14 protein-coding genes and 1 pseudogene are annotated in these 16,893 nt (G+C 61.4%); 7 read left to right on the top strand and 8 right to left on the bottom strand.

Translation table 11 applies throughout. The features are described from left to right. The 5 genes from ACIP1G_RS22540 to ACIP1G_RS22520 all read left to right on the top strand — a co-directional run. On the top strand, nucleotides 1-1,074 hold a 1,074-nt coding region (locus ACIP1G_RS22540; RefSeq protein ID WP_400740910.1), incomplete at its 5' end, for a type VI secretion system Vgr family protein. Next, complete coding sequence (locus ACIP1G_RS22535) at nucleotides 1,074-1,997, top strand: hypothetical protein (RefSeq protein ID WP_400740908.1); 924 nt, start codon at nucleotides 1,074-1,076, stop codon at nucleotides 1,995-1,997. The genes ACIP1G_RS22540 and ACIP1G_RS22535, both read left to right, overlap by 1 nt. Next, entirely contained in the window at nucleotides 1,994-5,221 is a 3,228-nt protein-coding gene (locus ACIP1G_RS22530) for a T6SS effector BTH_I2691 family protein (RefSeq protein ID WP_400740906.1), read from the top strand. The genes ACIP1G_RS22535 and ACIP1G_RS22530 overlap by 4 nt, the downstream gene beginning before the upstream one ends. Further along, nucleotides 5,218-6,033: a DUF6708 domain-containing protein gene (locus ACIP1G_RS22525; protein ID WP_400740904.1), complete on the top strand. Its 816-nt coding sequence runs from the start codon at nucleotides 5,218-5,220 to the stop codon at nucleotides 6,031-6,033. Before ACIP1G_RS22530 ends, ACIP1G_RS22525 begins: the two co-directional genes overlap by 4 nt. Beyond that, nucleotides 6,030-6,287 carry a PAAR domain-containing protein gene (locus tag ACIP1G_RS22520; RefSeq protein ID WP_400740902.1) on the top strand — a complete coding sequence of 86 codons (258 nt, stop codon included), beginning with the start codon at nucleotides 6,030-6,032 and terminating at the stop codon, nucleotides 6,285-6,287. The genes ACIP1G_RS22525 and ACIP1G_RS22520 overlap by 4 nt, the downstream gene beginning before the upstream one ends. Nucleotides 6,288-6,526: 239 nt before the next feature. On the opposite strand, the gene ACIP1G_RS22515 is transcribed toward ACIP1G_RS22520, so the two are convergent. Continuing rightward, on the bottom strand, nucleotides 6,527-7,375 hold the full coding sequence (locus tag ACIP1G_RS22515) for a TIGR03915 family putative DNA repair protein (protein WP_400740901.1): 849 nt from the start codon (nucleotides 7,373-7,375) through the stop codon (nucleotides 6,527-6,529). Further along, nucleotides 7,366-8,586, bottom strand: coding sequence for a putative DNA modification/repair radical SAM protein (locus tag ACIP1G_RS22510; RefSeq protein ID WP_400740900.1), 1,221 nt, complete (start codon nucleotides 8,584-8,586; stop codon nucleotides 7,366-7,368). The genes ACIP1G_RS22515 and ACIP1G_RS22510 overlap by 10 nt, the downstream gene beginning before the upstream one ends. 146 nt (nucleotides 8,587-8,732) lie before the next feature. Here ACIP1G_RS22510 and mqo point away from each other — a divergent pair, with 146 nt between their 5' ends. Then, nucleotides 8,733-10,298 carry a malate dehydrogenase (quinone) gene (mqo, locus tag ACIP1G_RS22505; protein WP_400740899.1) on the top strand — a complete coding sequence of 522 codons (1,566 nt, stop codon included), beginning with the start codon at nucleotides 8,733-8,735 and terminating at the stop codon, nucleotides 10,296-10,298. A 155-nt stretch (nucleotides 10,299-10,453) separates the two neighbouring features. Here the strand turns inward: mqo and ACIP1G_RS22500 are convergent. From ACIP1G_RS22500 to ACIP1G_RS22475, 6 genes and pseudogenes are all read right to left on the bottom strand, one after another. After that, nucleotides 10,454-10,684 (bottom strand): annotated as a pseudogene (locus ACIP1G_RS22500) (SdiA-regulated domain-containing protein); the annotation flags it as partial. A gap of 7 nt (nucleotides 10,685-10,691) precedes the next feature. Further along, nucleotides 10,692-12,248 (bottom strand): ArnT family glycosyltransferase, encoded by a 1,557-nt coding sequence (locus tag ACIP1G_RS22495; RefSeq protein ID WP_400740897.1) that lies wholly within the window; start codon nucleotides 12,246-12,248, stop codon nucleotides 10,692-10,694. Between the two features lie 3 nt (nucleotides 12,249-12,251). Further along, the gene (locus ACIP1G_RS22490; protein ID WP_400740895.1) at nucleotides 12,252-12,524 is read right to left on the bottom strand and encodes a lipid-A-disaccharide synthase N-terminal domain-containing protein; all 273 of its coding nucleotides are present in this window, start codon (nucleotides 12,522-12,524) and stop codon (nucleotides 12,252-12,254) included. Next, a complete protein-coding gene (locus ACIP1G_RS22485; RefSeq protein WP_400740893.1) occupies nucleotides 12,521-13,264 on the bottom strand; it encodes a glycosyltransferase family 2 protein in 744 nt (247 codons plus the stop codon). Before ACIP1G_RS22485 ends, ACIP1G_RS22490 begins: the two co-directional genes overlap by 4 nt. Before the next feature lie 35 nt (nucleotides 13,265-13,299). Beyond that, entirely contained in the window at nucleotides 13,300-14,274 is a 975-nt protein-coding gene (locus ACIP1G_RS22480) for an NAD-dependent epimerase (protein WP_400740891.1), read from the bottom strand. Beyond that, nucleotides 14,262-15,599 (bottom strand): UDP-glucose dehydrogenase family protein, encoded by a 1,338-nt coding sequence (locus ACIP1G_RS22475; RefSeq protein WP_400740890.1) that lies wholly within the window; start codon nucleotides 15,597-15,599, stop codon nucleotides 14,262-14,264. The genes ACIP1G_RS22480 and ACIP1G_RS22475 overlap by 13 nt, the downstream gene beginning before the upstream one ends. A gap of 244 nt (nucleotides 15,600-15,843) precedes the next feature. Between ACIP1G_RS22475 and ACIP1G_RS22470 the strand changes: the two genes are divergently transcribed. Beyond that, entirely contained in the window at nucleotides 15,844-16,890 is a 1,047-nt protein-coding gene (locus tag ACIP1G_RS22470) for a class I SAM-dependent methyltransferase (RefSeq protein WP_400740888.1), read from the top strand. Nucleotides 16,891-16,893 lie beyond the last annotated feature (3 nt).

Genomic DNA, 16,893 nt, shown 5'->3' with positions numbered 1-16,893 from the left:
CACTGGCGCACGATCAGCGTGCACCACGAAGGCGTCCAGTTCACCAGCTTGCAGGAAGAGGCCGCCGGCGCCGAGCAAGGCACCCGTTACCAGCAAGAAGCCGTGCTGGTGCCCGGCCGAGGTGAATGGCGCCCGGCACCGCTGGCCAAACCGCGTATCGACGGCCCGCACATGGCCACCGTGGTTGGCCCGCCCGGCGAGGAGATCTATTGCGACGAGTGGGGCCGGGTCAAGGTCAGCTTCCCTTGGGACCGGGAGAGCAACAACAACGAATTCAGTTCCTGCTGGGTACGGGTGTCGCAAGGCTGGGCCGGCGGCAGCTGGGGCTCGATGGCGATTCCACGGATTGGCCAGGACGTGATCATCCAGTACGTCAACGCTGACCCCGACCAGCCGATGATCACCGGGCGCACCTACTGCGGCGATCAGCTCCCGCCTTACGACCTGCCCAAACACAAGACGCGCATGACCATCAAGAGCCAGACCCACAAGGGCAATGGCTTCAATGAACTGCGTTTCGAAGACGAACTGGGCAAGGAGGAAGTGTTCATTCATGCCCAACGGGACCAGAACAATGTGGTCGGCAATGATGAGACCACGCGGGTCGCGCGGAACCGGGTCGAGCAGGTGGGCAATGACGAGCAACTGAGCATCGGTAACCATTACCGCCAGGAAACAGGTGGCAACCATGAGCAGTTAATCGGCCAGAGCTGCCAGGTGGAGATCAAGCAAGACCTGTCAGAGAAAGTCGGCAACAACCGTAGCGAATCCACTGAGGGCAATCAGCATGTCTTCATCGGCAACGACAGTGGACTCGTCGTCAAAGGTGCGCAAAAGGTCAATGTCGGGAACGGCATGGAGCAGCTAACGACGGTCTATCAGCTACGGGCCAGTGAGCGCATCGAGCTGACAACCCCGGGTGGCAGTATCGTGCTGGATCAGCGGGGTATCACCATCAACGGGCTGACACTTGACCTGCTGGGGCAAACAAAAGCTTCTGCGAAAGGTTCAGGCAGCGACCCGTTGCTGGCGTTGACGCCGAATGCCAGCAGCAAGTGTGAGGGCGAGCTCTGATGGGTACTGATGATCTGGCCAGCCTCATTGAAAAACAGCATGCGCCCCACTTGCACTGCCATGTGCTGATCGACCCGCTTGCGACCGAAGACAGTGACGACGATGCCTTGCTTGCCCAGCTTCGCAGCGCGTTGGGTGAAAGTGCATTGACCCGTGTTCACCGTACAGATCTAGCCCAAGCACCCCATTTGCACCCCGTGTTGGTTTGTCTGGCTGCACCTGGAACTGAGCCCAGTCGCTCATTGTTGCAACTGACTGCCCAGGCCGCGCAGAGGGGGCTGTTTCAGCGACGGCGCTACCTGTGCGGTTGGCTGTTCAGTGAAGCGCCGTCGGCCACCATAGCCGCGCACCTCGCGGGCTTGTGCCAGGTACCCAATGCGAAACGGGAATTCAGCTTTTACCCGGTCTACGAGCCGGTACGCCTGGAGTTACTCGCGGCGACCTTCAAGCAGGTGGAACAAGGCCCATGGTGGCCGATCGGCAACTGGTTGTTCCTGAGTAGCGGTGGAAGGTTGGTGAACCTGAAAGGGCAGAGTGGGCAGCGGCATCCACTGCCCGACCCTGCACAACGCATTCAGGACGATGTGGCGCTGGTTGAGCGTGCGCTGGCCAGCTGGAGAATGTTGCGGGCGAGCTCGACCGATGCCAGCCAGTGTCAGATTCCGCCGTTTGCTGCCGTACGTGCATCGAACCATATCGATGACGCGCGGGGGCTGGGGTTGAGCGATGCAGAAGACCTCGTGGTTCTCGCCCTGCATCAGCTGTGCATCCACCCCCGCATACACACCCTTGCCGCTGTGCGCAGCATGATCGATGCCGCCTCCAGAGAGCAGCTACCGCTTGCGCCATTGCTTGCTCGTTACTCCGAGGCGCATTGGCGTCGCCTGACTGAATCCCTGCCGAAATCGGAGTGTTGCTTGTGACCATCAGCCAACGTATTGCCCTCGCCGTCGCTGAGGCCGGGCTGCCGCACGACCAGTGCATGTCCTGCCAGCGCCAGGGCCTGCCGATCCTGCCGCTGCGCCGCGCCCTGGTGCCGGATACCCGCCCGGAATGTGTCACCACCGTGGCCGGCAGCCTGCATATCTCGGCGAAGATGGGGGTGCGCACCTTGCGCATGGGTTACCTGTACGTACTGCTCGACCAGCAGGTCTGGCATGCCTATGCCGTCAGTGAACAAGGCCACCTGCGCCGCTTCAACCCCTACGAGCCGCCAGTCGGCCCGCCAAGGCCACTGCCGGAAAAGTGCGTGCATGAAGACCACGATATTCCTTCTGCCTTTCTCAACATCGATACCAATAAATATGGCAGCGCCTGGCTGGCCTTCTCCAGCGATGCCTGGCCGGTCAGTGTGCTGAACGCCTACAAAAGGGGTGAGGCGCCGGCGCATCGGTTTGAAGGCCTGGACCTGATCCAGGCGCGCAACAATCCTGAGCTGCTGGGGCTCGCCATGACGCCCGACAGTTTGCAGGTCGACAAGGAAGTGTTCGAGTACAGCCAACACGCTTGTTCACCCTTCGACAGTGCGCATGGCTTTCACAGTCGCTGGCTGCGCAGGTTCGCCCTGCGTGGTTATGTGATCAATGCGATGAACCGGCACAAGCTGGAAAACGGCGTGCTGGCGGTGGTGCTCGACGACACTATTGGCCTGATTCAGGAGTACAACCACCAGCGTCTGAACTGGGTGGTGAAGCGTCAGGTCTGGCGTGAAGAGCCCATGCGGGCTTATCAGTTGCAGACCTCGCAGATCTTGCAGGTGATTCGTGCCACGCATAGGGAATGGGCAGCGCAGAAGGTACCGTCACTGGAGCCGCTGACGGGGGACGGGCCGCCAGTGTTCGTGGACCCGGCGGTGGAACGTCAGCGTCTGGTGGAGCGTGCGCAGCAGGAAAGTGACGAGCGACTTGAAGAGCGGTACCACGAACCGCAACGGGCCGCATTTCAGGCTGAATACGAGCAGCAAGAAAGCGAGTTTCAGCGCTACATCGACAAGGATGCGCAAGCCTACGTGGCATTGTTCGACACGCCCATGTTCAAGGTTGCAGAACAGTACGACTACAATGGCAACAATCGCGAATCCGGCGTGGCGTATGCCAAGACCATGGCACTGTGTCTGGGTGGTGGCGTCACGGAGGCTGTGGTACCCAGCGTTGAACCATGCAGCCCCGCTGCCGGAACCAGCGAATTACTCTGGTTGAAATGGCTGCAGGATCCTGACAGTCCTCCCTACCGCGCCTTGCTGATGCGTGACCGCTCGCTGCTGGCCGGACTACTTCCCAGTTTTTCGACCCCAGAAGCCATCAACTGGAACGACAGCGACAAGCTCTACGGCGTGCTGACCAAAATCATCGCCAGCGACGACGCAGGCTTGCGCATGCGCAACACGCTCAAACAGGCCATCGCCGAAACGCAGAGCGCGCTCAATGCGGCCAGCCAGCGCCTGGCGTCCAGCTTGCCACCTAGTGTGCAAAACGCCGTGCGGCACCTGAATAGCGCTACCCAGTTTCTCTATAACGGCGTGCACCTGATCGAGCTGGAAGTGAAGATGAAGCTGGGCGAGTACTACGCCCTGCAGAGTGCCCACTTGCGCGAGTTGCAGCACAAGGCCAATGCCTCCATCGCCGAGGCGCGGGACAGGATGCATCGCAACATTGATGACTTCGAGTTTGGTTCGATGAAGTCGATGCAGAAAGTGCGGCCGATTATCCAGCACGGGCTGATGAGCCTGGCGGTGCTCGACCCGCGCTTTACCAACAACATGATCAGTGTGACGGTGTGGGTCGAAGGTAAGGCCGAGGAGGTGCATGGCCGGTTGTTTGAGGAAGCCAACATGAAGGTGACTCAGGCGAGTAGTTGGGCGCAGCGTACGTTGGTAGATATTTCGGTGGTGGCAGGAACGCTGGACACCAATGCACGCAGATTGCTTCAGGGGCTGAAGATTACTGCGCAGCAGGCGGGTCAGTTGGTGCGGACTGGTTTCTCAGGCCTACGTGGGGTGGCAGGCAGTTGGGAATTGCTGCTGGCGATAGGTGGGTTGTATTTGCAGCAAGACAGCTTGGCCAGGAATCAGGAAAAAGCGGAAGCGGAGATTGGGCCCAAGGCACATGAGGCCAAGTTGGCGTTGCAGGGATCTCAACTTGGAATATTGGGTGGGCAAATTGAGCTGGTTGGACTCATGTTGAGGTCAAGTGGCGCCCGCATTGGTGAGTCTTGGGCCAAAAGCACATCTGGAACTGCGGTGTCGCTGATAAGACTCGGGGCCATGATAAGTACAGTGGCCGGGATTTTTGATGCAGTGCAAGCATCTTCTGCCGCTAAACGAACATTTGCAGTTGGGGATAACACAGCTGGTCTGATATATGCTGGCGCAGGTTTTGTATATGGTATTTCAACTGGAGTGTTTGCGTACGCAGCTCTCAAGTCTCTTACGTTAGGGCCTTTAGGTCTGGCAATAGTGCTGGGGCTCAGTGCATACGCAATGATCAAGTGGGCTGGGCAAACTGAATCTAATGCTCTGGAGCGTTGGGCGCGACGCTGCTACTTTGGGAAGGGCGGTGAAAAAAGGGCCGTGCATTGGAATGTTCCTGAATACGTAGACATCGCGTATGCAGAGCTTAATGCTGCTGCACTTGGTGTTCAGGTGAAGGCTAACTTTGAGTCAATAATTTCAAGTGTACCGGAATCTTCCAAAATAGGAGGGTTGGTCCACATGGAGTTGGAGCATAAGCTTAAATTCCAAATCGTATTGCCTGGGTATAGTGATGAGCGTTCAGCCTATCGCTGGTCGTTAGTAGTGCATCGTCATGGCGACGGAAATTTTCCGGATTTCATTGGTGGAGAGACTCTGCTTGTCGATGAATATCGAGCCCTGCCAGTTGAAGCCCTCACTAAGGCAACAAAGTTTCAAGGCTCTGCCAAGCCAAAATTTCCGGACTATAGAAGTGATTTTGGAGTGAATAGAAGAAGGCTGTCGACAGACGAAGGTGAGATGGCCGTGTCTTGGCTGGAAATTTATGGTTCTATAGAACTTTCGGCTAGCATCGGACCGCATAGTATCGGTGCTGTGACACTGCTGATAATGTACTGGCCAGATAGTGAGCTGCCGAGTGCTTATGTTGAAGCTTGCATCAAAGAGACTAATGAATGAAAACTAAGCCCGGAGTGATATGGAAGCGGGCTCTGTGTTGGAGCCATGACCTCCCTGATGTTCGTTCGCAGATGGTTCCTTCCTTTGGTTTTGGAGACATAAAGCCAGCGCCAAACTTTATTGATGAAGTTTGCCTGGAGTTGCCTCGGTCTACCATCAGTCTGCGTGGTGTAGTGGCTTTGCTTTGGATTCCAGGTTTGGTCGCATCCTTTGGGGTGCTTGTATATCTATGTTGGCTCATGCTCAGTGTTGACTGGGCGGGTGACTGGTTCGTCGTCTTTGTTATATTGCTAATCCCCTTAGTCGCTATGTGGGCCATCGCATCTCATGTAAAAATGGACCTCACGCTCCCAAGGGACGAACCCATTCGCTTCAATCGCCTACGCCGAAAAATCTACCTCTATCAATTCAGATTCCACTACATCCATCTGTTCAGCCGCAAACACTGGGGCGTCAAGCCTGTCGCGTACAACTGGGACGACGTAACCGCCGAAGTCTACCGAGTCTACGCCCCCGGCCACGGCGGCCTGATCGAAAACGTCATGCTGTCAGTCCGCAACCCGGAAACCAACGAAGTCATTGACCGCGTGTTCTTCACCCACGACCTCTACCACGGCGAGGCCTACTGGGCCATCGCCCGGCTGTTCATGCAGCAAGGCCCCGAAGCCCTGCCGAAGTTCGTGCACCCACCCCGTGACTGGAACGATGACGATGGCCTCAGCCACATGCACTGCCTGGCGCCGAAGGTTCATTGGCCAGAGGCGATTGATCGCGAGTCCCGTACTGCGCCGACTGAAGGAGAGGTCCAATGAACCCTGTTGTCCTGGTAGGTCACCGGCATAGTTGCCCGCTGCATGGCGTTAACCAGGTAGAGAGCGGCAGTACTACGTATACGTTCAATGGCAGGGCGGTTGCCAGGGTGGGGGACCGGACCACCTGTGGTGCTGTAATCGAAAGTGGCGCTGAGCACTTCTTGATTGAGGGCGCGGCTGTAGCGCGCAAGGGCGACCGGACTGATCACGGTGGTGTGCTGGAGGAGGGCGATGCCGGGTGGTTGCTGGACTGATGCAATCAGCGCAGGCGGCATGTCTCGCACAAAATCTAAAGGCTTGCCGGGATTGCGTCTGCCTTGAAGGCTGCGGTAATTCGTGTAGGAGCGGGTTTACCCGCGAACACCGGCGCAGCCGGTGCCATATACCGCGCTGGATTCTTCGCGGGCTTGCCCGCTCCCACAGGTTCCTGCCAACTCAATGAGGTTGCGGTGCCTGTTGGAATTGAGCCACTGCCCGACAGCTGGGCGATTGCCTACACCGACCGCGCAGGCTTGCTGATTTGTTTGCCAGCTTGGGTGGCCACTTCCAGGGCTTGGCCGTCCCGCTGTTTGCCTTGGCGTGCCAGGCCTTCAAGCTGCGGAATCAGCATACCCTCCGGCAAATGCCGCCAGAACCGCCCGGGCATGTGCAGGCGCAAAGCATCGGGGTTGAGGCGTGCAGGGTTGAAAGTATGGCGATAGTAAGTGCGCCATAGCTCTGCGCCGGGGTCTTCGGCGTTGCGGGCCCACTGGCGCCAAGGCTCGGGGCACTGTCGCTGGTAGTCGAATGCCTGGCCGTCGAAGCGAATGCCATCCTGAGGTGTGGCGATCAACCAGCGCAAACGCCCCAGGCGGTCGGCGAAGTGTGGGCTGGCACTCTCCAGAATGTCATGCGCCGGCTCGTGGTAGGCCACCAGATCAAGCTGCAAATGCTCAACCAGGGCATCAGGCAACGGCACGAAGCGTACAAACGCATGCAGGTGGTGCGCCTCCCGGGTTACCTGCTTGATGCGCCGTTGCAGCTCACTGCCCAACCGGTCCCCCGCCAGCATCGCCGTGCGGTCGCCATGGGCCACGCGCCACAGTACTTCATACAGCAGGTTCCAGCGTTGCTCTCCACGATAACGGGCTGCCTGTTCCAGCTGGCTCAACAGCGCTGCCGGAACCTTGGCACGAAATGGGCCGGGCCCTTCAGGGGGCGCTGTCGGCACTGCCAGCAGGTCAGCCATCGGGCCCTGTGACCAGGTGACTTGCGCCGGGTCGATGCCATGCCCCAGCAACACCCGGGCCTGGTCGCGCCAGATGGCGAACAGGTCGTCGCAGTCGAGCGCGATCACCCCCACAACCCCATCTGCACCGGCGCCTGCGGCTCACGCAAACGCGCCCGTAACAAGCCACTGCGCAGCTCGGCCTGGGCCGGGCGGTAATCGCTGGTGACGATGAACGGCCGTGCCTTGTCCAGCACACAGCGCAGCTGGATCAGGTCGTCATAACGGATGCGCCGTTCCCGCCGCAGGGCGACCAGGCGCTGCACGCTGCGCAGGCCGATGCCGGGGATGCGGGCCAGTAGCGCCGGTTCGGCGCGGTTCACGTCCAGCGGGAAGACGTCGCGGTTGGCCAGCGCCCAGGCCAGCTTGGGGTCGATGTCCAGCGCCAGGTTGCCACTCTGGCCCAGCAGTTCGCCGGCCTTGTAGCCATAGCCACGCAGCAGGAAGTCGGCTTGGTACAGGCGGTGCTCGCGCAGCAGCGGTGGCGCGGCCAAGGGCACGCTGCCCGGGCTGTCGGGGATCGGGCTGAAGGCGGAGTAATACACGCGCTTGAGGCCGTAACCCTGGTACAGCGACTCGGCATTGCGCAGCAGGGTGCTGTCGTCGGTACTGTCGGCGCCGACGATGACCTGGGTGCTTTGCCCGGCCGGGGTGAAGCGAGGTGCCTTGGGTTCGTTGGCCACGGCTTGCTGGCCCTGGTGAATAACGCCCATGGCCTGGCGAATGGTGTGTGCTTGCTTCTCGGGTGCCAGGCGCTTGAGGCTGGCGTCAGTGGGTAGCTCGATGTTGACGCTGAGGCGGTCGGCCAGCCGGCCTGCCTCTTCGATCAGCAACGGGTCGGCATCGGGGATGGTCTTGAGGTGAATGTAACCGCGGAAGTTGTGTTCTTCGCGCAGCAGCCGGGCCACGCGGATCAGTTGCTCCATGGTGTAGTCCGCCGAGCGGATGATGCCGGAGCTGAGGAACAGGCCGCTGATGCAATTGCGCCGGTAGAAGTCCAGGGTCAGGCGTACCACTTCCTCGGGCGTGAAGCGGGCGCGCGGCACGTTGCTGGAACGGCGATTGACGCAGTACTGGCAGTCGTACAGGCAGAAGTTGGTCAGCAACACCTTGAGTAGCGACACGCAGCGGCCGTCGGGGGTGTAGCTGTGACAGATGCCCATGCCGTTGGTCGCCCCCAGCCCATCGCCGCCGCGCGAGTTGCGCTTGGGCGCGCCGCTGCTGGCGCAGGAAGCGTCGTACTTGGCAGCGTCGGCGAGGATGCCGAGTTTGGCGATGAGTTGCATGGTGCTGTCCTGCTATACTGAATATTCATACAGTATTTTGAGATGTGATGGATTGCAAGTGCTTGTGCGTCAGCCATACCCGACTAATTCCATCAACTAAGCTTGTGGCTGGACATAACGGATAGCAACGAGGTATGGGAGAGGTTATGAAGATCACCATCAAACCGAAACTGGCGCTGGCCGGGCTGGCCTTGGCAATCGGCATGCTCAATGCCCAGGCTGCAGAAACCAGGAAGGTCGATGTCATGCTGGTGGGCGGCGGTATCATGAGTTCCACCCTGGCGGTGTGGCTCAACGAACTGGAGCCGGGCTGGTCGATGGAAATGGTCGAGCGCCTGGACAAGGTGGCCGAGGAAAGCTCCAACGGCTGGAACAACGCGGGTACCGGCCACTCGGCCCTGGCCGAGTTGAACTACACCCCGGAGAAGGACGGCAAGATCGACATCAGCAAGGCGGTGGAGATCAACGAGTCGTTCCAGGTCACCCGCCAGTTCCTCGCTTGGCAAGTCAAGCAAGGCGTGCTGAAGAACCCGCACTCTTTCATCAACACCACCCCGCACATGAGCTTTGTCTGGGGCGACGACAACATCCGCTTCCTGAAAAAACGCTACGAGGCGCTGCAGGCCAGCCCGTTGTTCAAACCCATGCAGTACTCCGAAGACCACCAGCAGATCAGCAAGTGGGTGCCGCTGATGATGGAGGGCCGCGACCCCAACCAGAAACTGGCCGTGACCTGGACGCCGATTGGCACTGACGTGAACTTTGGTGAAATCACCCGGCAGTACGTGGGCTACCTGCAGACCCGGCCGAACTTCGACCTCAAGCTGTCGAGCGAAGTGCAGGACATCACCCGCAACGGTGACGGCTCCTGGCATGTCGAGTACAAGAACCTGAAAGACGGCAGCAAAACGGCCACCGACGCCAAGTTCCTGTTCATTGGCGCGGGTGGCGCGGCCTTGCCATTACTGCAGAAGTCGGGTATCGACGAGGCCAAGGACTATGCCGGCTTCCCGGTCGGCGGCTCGTTCCTGGTAACCGACAACCCAGCCATTGCCCAGCGTCACATGGCCAAGGCCTATGGCATTGCCGCCACCGGCGCGCCGCCTATGTCGGTGCCGCACCTGGACACTCGGGTGCTCGATGGCAAACGCATGATCCTGTTCGGGCCGTTCGCCACCTTCTCCACCAAGTTCCTCAAGCAGGGCTCGCTGCTCGACCTGCTTGCCAGTACCAGCGTGCACAACGCTTGGCCGATGGTGCGGGTTGGGGTACGCGAGTTCGACCTGGTGCAGTACCTGATCGGCCAGGTGCTGCAGTCCGACAATGACCGCTTTGAGGCGCTGCGTACTTACTTCCCCGAGGCGAAGAAAGAGGACTGGCGTTTGTGGCAGGCTGGCCAACGGGTGCAGATCATCAAGAAAGACGAGGCCTTGGGTGGTGTGCTCAAGCTCGGCACCGAGGTGGTGACCTCCAAGGACGGTAGCATTGCCGGCCTGCTAGGGGCCTCACCCGGCGCCTCGACTGCACCGCCGATCATGCTCGATGTGCTGAACAAGGTGTTCAAGGACAAGGTGGCATCGCCCGAGTGGCAGGCGAAGATCAAGCAGATCATCCCGTCCTATGGCATTCGCCTGAACGACCATCCGGATCAGGTACAGAAGGAATGGGCGTACACCAATGAGGTGTTGCAGCTCAATCCGCCTGCGCCCTAGCGTGATGGAAATTTCAAGCAATGCGCATTCCATGTAGGAGCGGCCTTGCGTCGCGATAGGGCTGCGAAGCAGCCCCAGCAATTTGTGCATCTGCGCTGAAACCGTGGGGCTGCTTCGCAGCCCTATCGCGACACAAGGCCGCTCCTACAGGCTAATCAGGGCTTGCCGAACCGGTAGAACAGGTTCGGCTCGCTGGCCACGTACAGGTTGCCGGCGCTGTCCATGGTCATGCCTTCGGGCTGCGGTGCATCTCGGCCAAGCCCCCAAAACCCGGCGCGCTACGAGCGAATGCTGACGAAGCGGCCGTCGCCTTCGAGTTCGGAGATGTTCTTCGACTGGTCGCTGAGCAGCAGCAGGTGGCCGGTGCGCGGGTCGTAGTAGCCGTTTGGCTAGTCATTGTGCGGGAGCCTGTGCGGCGGTTTTCAGGTTCCCGGGCGTGTTCGCCCAGGCAAAATGGTAGACCTGGCTGGGTGCGTCGGGCTGGCATTGGCCGTTGTCGGCATCGGCACCCACCACGTACCACTCGGCACGCGAGGTTTTGCCCAGCTTGCGCGCCTTGTCGGCACTGAAGCAGCGGCCCAGTTCCGTTGCCGGAATCAGGGCAAAGGCCGTGGGGTTATGGCGTAGCCAGTAAGCAGCCGCATCGGCTTTGGACTGGCCGGTGAAACCAAAGTGGACAATCGGCTGGCGGGCAAACAGCCAGTGCCCCTCGCGCCAATTGACCAGTACCAGCTCGGCGCCGCCGGTGGCGCGTGCGGTTTCGGCCATCAGTGTTTCGTGAGGGTTGCGGCCTTCCTTGATGGGCTCGACGAAACCACGCGCGAACCACAGGCAGAACCACACCAGGGCCACGGCGACGAAGGCCTTGCGCCAGGCTGGCCGGCTCAGGAACCAACGCTTGAGCAGCCATGGCACCAGCGGGGCGATGGCCAGCACTAGGCCGGGCAATGCCGGGAAGATGTACAGCTTGCGCTTGCCGCTGCTGAGGCTGAAGAACAGCAGTACCAGGGCCACCCAGCCGAGCAGCAGCAGGAAGCGCCCGTCGCGCTTCTGCAACTGCCGGCGCCACGCCGGCACCAGCCATGGTAGGGCCAGGATCAGCGGCATCCAGTACTTGGGAATGACCTTGACGAAGAAATACCAGAACGGCTCACGGTGGTCCCAGGCGTTGGCATAACGGCTGGCGGTCTGGCGCAGCAGGATCTCCTTGAGGTAGGCCAGTTCCGCCGCGCCACCGCCTTGGGCAATGGATACCAGCAACGGCAGCAGCCACACCGCACAGCCGGCCAGCAGCCACACCAGCCCCAGGCTCCAGCGCCAGCCCTGGCCGGGCATGGCTACCACCCCGTGCCAGCGCTTGCGCACGGCCCAGGCATAAGGCAGCAGCATCAGCGCCGGGACAAAACCCACACCCTTGCTGATGATACCCAGGCCCATGGCTGCGCAGGCCAGGTAGAACCAGCCCCAGGCCGGCCCCAGCAGCAGATGGCGAACCAGGCCGTAGAAACCCAGCGCCACCCACAGGCACAGGAAGCTGTCGATCTGGCCCGTGCGCAGGATGCTATAGCTCTGGTACGTGGCCAGGAACAGCAGGGCGGCAATTACGCCGATACGCCGGTTCCACAGGCGCCGGCCCAGGTCATGCAGCACCAGCGTGATGGTTGCTGCCGACAGCAGGCCTGGCAGGTACAGGGCGACCTTGGGCGAGCCGGTCAGGTAGCTGAACAGGGCCACGGTCCACATGAACAGTGGTGGTTTGTCGCCGTAGATTTCCGCAGCGCGATGGGGGATGAACCAATTGCCGCTCTGCAGCATTTCCAGGGCGACACCGAGGAAGCGTTCTTCATCGACGTTCATCGGCTGGCGCCAGCCGATGCCAGCACCCACCAACAACAGGGCGAGGGCAACCAGCGCCAGGCGCTCGGCCCCGAGGGTCTTGAACCTTGGCAAGGGCTATTCCTTCTGCTCTTGGTGTCGGGCGATCAGCTGCAGGTTGCGCAGGTAGACCAGCAGGCCGAACGACTGGCCGATGATGAACACCGGGTCTTCGCGGTAGATGGCGTATATCAGCAGCAAGGCGCTGCCGAGCATGCTCAGGTACCAGAAGCCCACCGGGATCACGCTGCGGCGCTTGAATTCGCTGTACAGCCACTGCAGCACAAAACGGCCGGTGAACACGGCCTGGCCGGCGAAGCCGACGATCAGCCAAAGGGTTTCGCGGGTCATCCTTCGAGCTCCTGTGGGCGCGTGTCGAGGCGTGTACGGCGGATCAGCCACCAAACCCCGAACAGGTCGAGAATGCCGACCAGCGCGCGGTCCAGGTTGCCGTACTTGGACACCCCGGCGTGGCGCGGGCGGTGGTTGACCGGGTGCACCAGCATGCGGCCGTTGTGGCGCAGGATCAGCGCCGGAATGAAGCGGTGCATGTGGTCGAAATAGGGCAGGCGCAGGAAGGCGGCGCGCTCGATCAGCTTCAGGCCGCAGCCGGTGTCCGGGGTGGCGTCCTTGAGCAGGCGGCTGCGCAGGCCGTTGGCAAAGCGCGAGGCCCAGCGCTTGCTGGCAGTGTCGCGACGGTTGACGCGGTGCCCGGCCACCAGCTTGATGCCGCCGCCGAGGTCTTCACTGCCGCGCACCAGGGCGAGCATGCCGGGAATATCCGCCGGGTCGTTCTGCCCGTCACCGTCCAGGGTGGCCAGCCAGCGGCCGCGCGCAGCCTGGGCAGCGTGCCAGATCGAAGTGCTTTGGCCCAGCGAGCGATCATGGCGCAGGATGCGCAACTGGGTGAAACCCTGTTGTTTCATTTGCTGCAGCACCGTCAGGGTGCGGTCGCTGCTGCCATCGTCGACCACCAGTACTTCATAGTTTTCAGCGGCCAGCGCCGTGCGGATTTCCGCCAGCAGTGCCGGCAGGTTGTCGACCTCATTCTTGGCGGGGATCAGTACCGAGAGGTCAAGTGGATCTGTCATTGAGGCTACCTGTGTTCTTGTAGTGATTGCGTGGTTCAAAGCCGATAGAAGTCCCGGTACCAGCCAACGAAGGCGGCGACCCCGTGTTGCAGTGGTGTGCTTGGTGAAAAGTTGATCCAGCGTGCCAGCGAACTCACATCTGCCCAGGTTTCCAGCACGTCACCCGCCTGCAATGGCAGGTACTCGCGCCGGGCCTTCATGCCCAAGGCATCCTCCAGGCATTCGACGAATTCCAATAGGCGTACCGGCTGGCCGCAGCCGATGTTGAACAGCTGGCAGGGCGGTTGCCCGGCGCCAGCCTGTGGCGGCTTCAGGCGCAGGCGCTGGATGCTTTCGACGATGTCGTCGATGTAGGTGAAGTCGCGTGCCATCTGACCGTGGTTGTAAACCTCGATGGGGCGGCCTTCGAGCATTGCCTGGGTAAACTTGAAAAGGGCCATGTCGGGCCGGCCCCACGGGCCATACACGGTGAAGAAGCGCAAGCCGGTGACCGGCAGCTGGTACAGGTGCGCGTAGCTGTGCGCCATCAGTTCGTTGGCGCGCTTGCTCGCGGCATACAGCGAAACCGGCTGTTCGACCGGGTCATCGACGCTGAACGGCTGCTTGGTGTTGGCGCCGTACACCGAACTGCTGGAGGCGTAGATCAGGTGGCGCGGTGGCTGCTGGCGGCAGGCCTCCAGCAGGTTGAGAAAACCGACCAGGTTGGACTGGCCGTAGGCGCTGGGGTTGTCCAGCGAGTAGCGCACACCGGCCTGTGCCGCCAGGTGGATCACTTCGCTGAACGCCTGGCCGGCAAACAGCTGTTGCAGATCGGCCGCGTTGGCGATGTCGAGGGTCTGGAAGCGGAAGTTGGGGTAGGTGAACAATTGCTGCAGGCGCGCCAGTTTCAGCTCGACGCTGTAGTAGGCATTGAGGTTGTCGATACCCACCACCTCGATGCCCGCTTCGCACAGCCGGCGGGCGAGGTGAAAACCGATAAAGCCGGCCGCGCCGGTGATCAGTACGGGCATGGCGGCTGCACCTTGCCACGGCCGATGCCGTAGTACGCGAGGCCGGCGGCGGCCATGTGCTCAGGTTCGAACAGGTTGCGGCCGTCGAACACCACGCGGTCGGCCAGCTGCTGCGGTACCTTGTCCAGGTTCAGCACCCGGTAGTCCTGCCACTCGGTGACGATTACCAGAGCATCGGCGCCGAGCAGGGCGTCGTCCTTGCACGGCACCAGTTTCAGGTCTGGGCGTGGGCCATAGTGGCGCTGGATTTCCTCCATGGCCTGCGGGTCGTGGGCTTGGACGCTTGCGCCAGCGGCCCACAGGGCTTCGAGCAGGACTCGGCTGGAGGCTTCGCGGATGTCATTGGTGTTGGGCTTGAACGACAGGCCCCACAAGGCGAAGACCTTGCCACGCACACCGCCTGGATAGTGACGCTGGATCTTGTCGAACAGCCGGCTTTTCTGCCGCTCGTTGACCGACTCCACGGCGCGCAGCAGTTGCGGTTCGAAGCCTTCGGCCTCGGCACTCTTGCGCAGCGCCTGCAGGTCCTTGGGGAAGCACGAACCGCCAAAGCCGCAGCCGGCGTAGATGAAGTCGTAACCGATGCGCGGGTCCGAACCGATGCCACGGCGCACCATCTCGATATCGGCGCCCAGGTGTTCGGCCAGGTTGGCGATTTCGTTGATGAACGAGATTTTGGTCGCCAGCATGCAGTTGGCCGCGTACTTGGTCAGCTCGGCGCTGCGTGCGTCCATGATCATGAGTTTTTCGCGGTTGCGGCTAAACGGCAGGTACAGCTCGCGCAGCAGCTCGACTTCGGCTGGCGCGGCACCGCCGATGATGATGCGCTCCGGGCGCATGCAGTCATCCAGTGCCGAACCTTCCTTGAGGAACTCCGGGTTGCTGATGACCTGGAACTGTTCGGTATCGGCCACGGCCTGACCGATACGGGCCCTTATGCGGTCCACCGTGCCGACCGGTGAAGTGGATTTGTTGACGATGACCTTTGGGCCATCGGCATGTTCAAGAATGCTGTCGACCACGGCGAACACATGCCGCATGTCGGCGCTGCCATCGGCCTGCGGCGGCGTGCCGACGGCGATGAACTGCAGCCTGGCATACCGGCTCGCTTCCCCGGCATCGGTGGTGAAGCGCAGGCGCCCGCAGGCCAGGTTCTTCTCCAGCAGCGGCGCCAGGCCAGGCTCGAAGATTGGGCAGTGCCCTTCGTTAAGGGCGGCGACCCGCTCGCCGTTGACATCCATGCACAACACCGAATGCCCGACCTGGGCCAGGCACACCGCCTGGGTGAGGCCAACATAGCCAGTGCCGAAAACCGTGACCTTCATTTACCAGCTCCTTGATAAGAAAGCTGAAAAAAAATGTCACATCGTTGTTTAGAAATTGTTACCTACAGAATGATGTCATGAGCTATATAGCCGGGATCCCATTTCGCCTATCCAGACCATCTAGACTTACAAGCAGCTCGCAGTCGTGCGTTGTACGGCGAGCTCAAAACCCTGAACCGACCACCGCCTCCCCGGAGCGGAGTTCCCTCGCTGGCGATGGCCTTCTTGCAGAGGAGGGCAGGTCATGGACGAGGCAAGGCTTCACGATTTCATGGGCAAGCTGGTGGGCGACATGGGCGCGGCGGCCACCCTGGCCAACGTCATCCTGGGTGATGAGTTGGGGCTGTACCGGGCCATGGCCGACAGCCAGCCGACCACCGCCGAGGCGCTGGCGGAAAAGGCCGGCTGCCACCCGCGACTGGTGCGGGAATGGCTCAACGCCCAGGCGGCAGCGGGCTACATGGTGCATGACAACGGCAGCTTCGTGCTGCCCGAGGAGCAGGCCATGACCTTGGCGCTGGAGGATTCGCCCGCCTACATGGCCGGGGGCGCGGCAGTGATCGCTGCGCTGTTTCATGACAAGGACAAGTTGGTGACGGCCATGCGTGGGGACGGTGGGTTGGCCTGGGGCGACCATCATCCGTGCATGTTCAGTGGTACCGAGCGCTTCTTCCGGCCCGGATACCGCACCTTCCTGGTGGCCGACTGGTTGCCGGCGCTTGAGGGGGTGGTGGGCAAGCTGCAGGCTGGGGCCAAAGTGGCGGATGTCGGTTGTGGGCATGGTGCTTCGACCCTGGTCCTGGCCCAGGCGTTTCCGGCCTCTAGCTTCACAGGCTACGACTATCACGCACCGTCCATTGCCACCGCCAGCGAGCGTGCGCGTGAGGCCGGGCTGGAGGGGCGAGTGAGCTTCCAGCAGGCCAGCGCCAAGGACTACCCGGGGCATGACCATGACCTGGTGTGCTTCTTCGATTGCCTGCACGACATGGGCGACCCGGTGGGGGCTGCCAAGCATGCCTACCGCGCGTTGAAGGCCGACGGTACGGTGATGCTGGTGGAGCCCTACGCCGAGGATTCGCTGGAGGGCAACCTGACACCGGTTGGGCGGCTGTTCTATGCGGCGTCTACGTTCATCTGCACGCCGAACTCGTTGTCGCAGGAAGTGGGGCTGGGGTTGGGCGCGCAGGCTGGCGAGGCGCGTTTGCGGGCGGTGTTCGAAGAGGCGGGGTTCCGCCGCTTCCGGCGGGCGACGCAAACGCCGTTCAACCTGATTCTGGAGGCCCGTAAGTAAGGC

The sequence above is a fragment of the Pseudomonas sp. NPDC089392 genome, assembly GCF_044749595.1.
In the GTDB taxonomy this organism is placed as follows: domain Bacteria; phylum Pseudomonadota; class Gammaproteobacteria; order Pseudomonadales; family Pseudomonadaceae; genus Aquipseudomonas.
This window is presented reverse-complemented; position numbering and strand designations above follow the sequence as displayed.

Bases quoted from the DNA above. Each gene is read 5' to 3' on its own strand.
- ACIP1G_RS22535 (WP_400740908.1), top strand. From the start codon at position 1,074: ATGGGTACTGATGATCTGGCCAGCCTCATTGAAAAACAGCATGCGCCC.
- ACIP1G_RS22525 (WP_400740904.1), top strand. From the start codon at position 5,218: ATGAAAACTAAGCCCGGAGTGATATGGAAGCGGGCTCTGTGTTGGAGC.
- ACIP1G_RS22520 (WP_400740902.1), top strand. From the start codon at position 6,030: ATGAACCCTGTTGTCCTGGTAGGTCACCGGCATAGTTGCCCGCTGCAT.
- ACIP1G_RS22510 (WP_400740900.1), bottom strand. From the start codon at position 8,586: ATGCAACTCATCGCCAAACTCGGCATCCTCGCCGACGCTGCCAAGTAC.
- mqo (WP_400740899.1), top strand. From the start codon at position 8,733: ATGAAGATCACCATCAAACCGAAACTGGCGCTGGCCGGGCTGGCCTTG.
- ACIP1G_RS22490 (WP_400740895.1), bottom strand. From the start codon at position 12,524: ATGACCCGCGAAACCCTTTGGCTGATCGTCGGCTTCGCCGGCCAGGCC.
- ACIP1G_RS22485 (WP_400740893.1), bottom strand. From the start codon at position 13,264: ATGACAGATCCACTTGACCTCTCGGTACTGATCCCCGCCAAGAATGAG.
- ACIP1G_RS22480 (WP_400740891.1), bottom strand. From the start codon at position 14,274: ATGCCCGTACTGATCACCGGCGCGGCCGGCTTTATCGGTTTTCACCTC.
- ACIP1G_RS22475 (WP_400740890.1), bottom strand. From the start codon at position 15,599: ATGAAGGTCACGGTTTTCGGCACTGGCTATGTTGGCCTCACCCAGGCG.
- ACIP1G_RS22470 (WP_400740888.1), top strand. From the start codon at position 15,844: ATGGACGAGGCAAGGCTTCACGATTTCATGGGCAAGCTGGTGGGCGAC.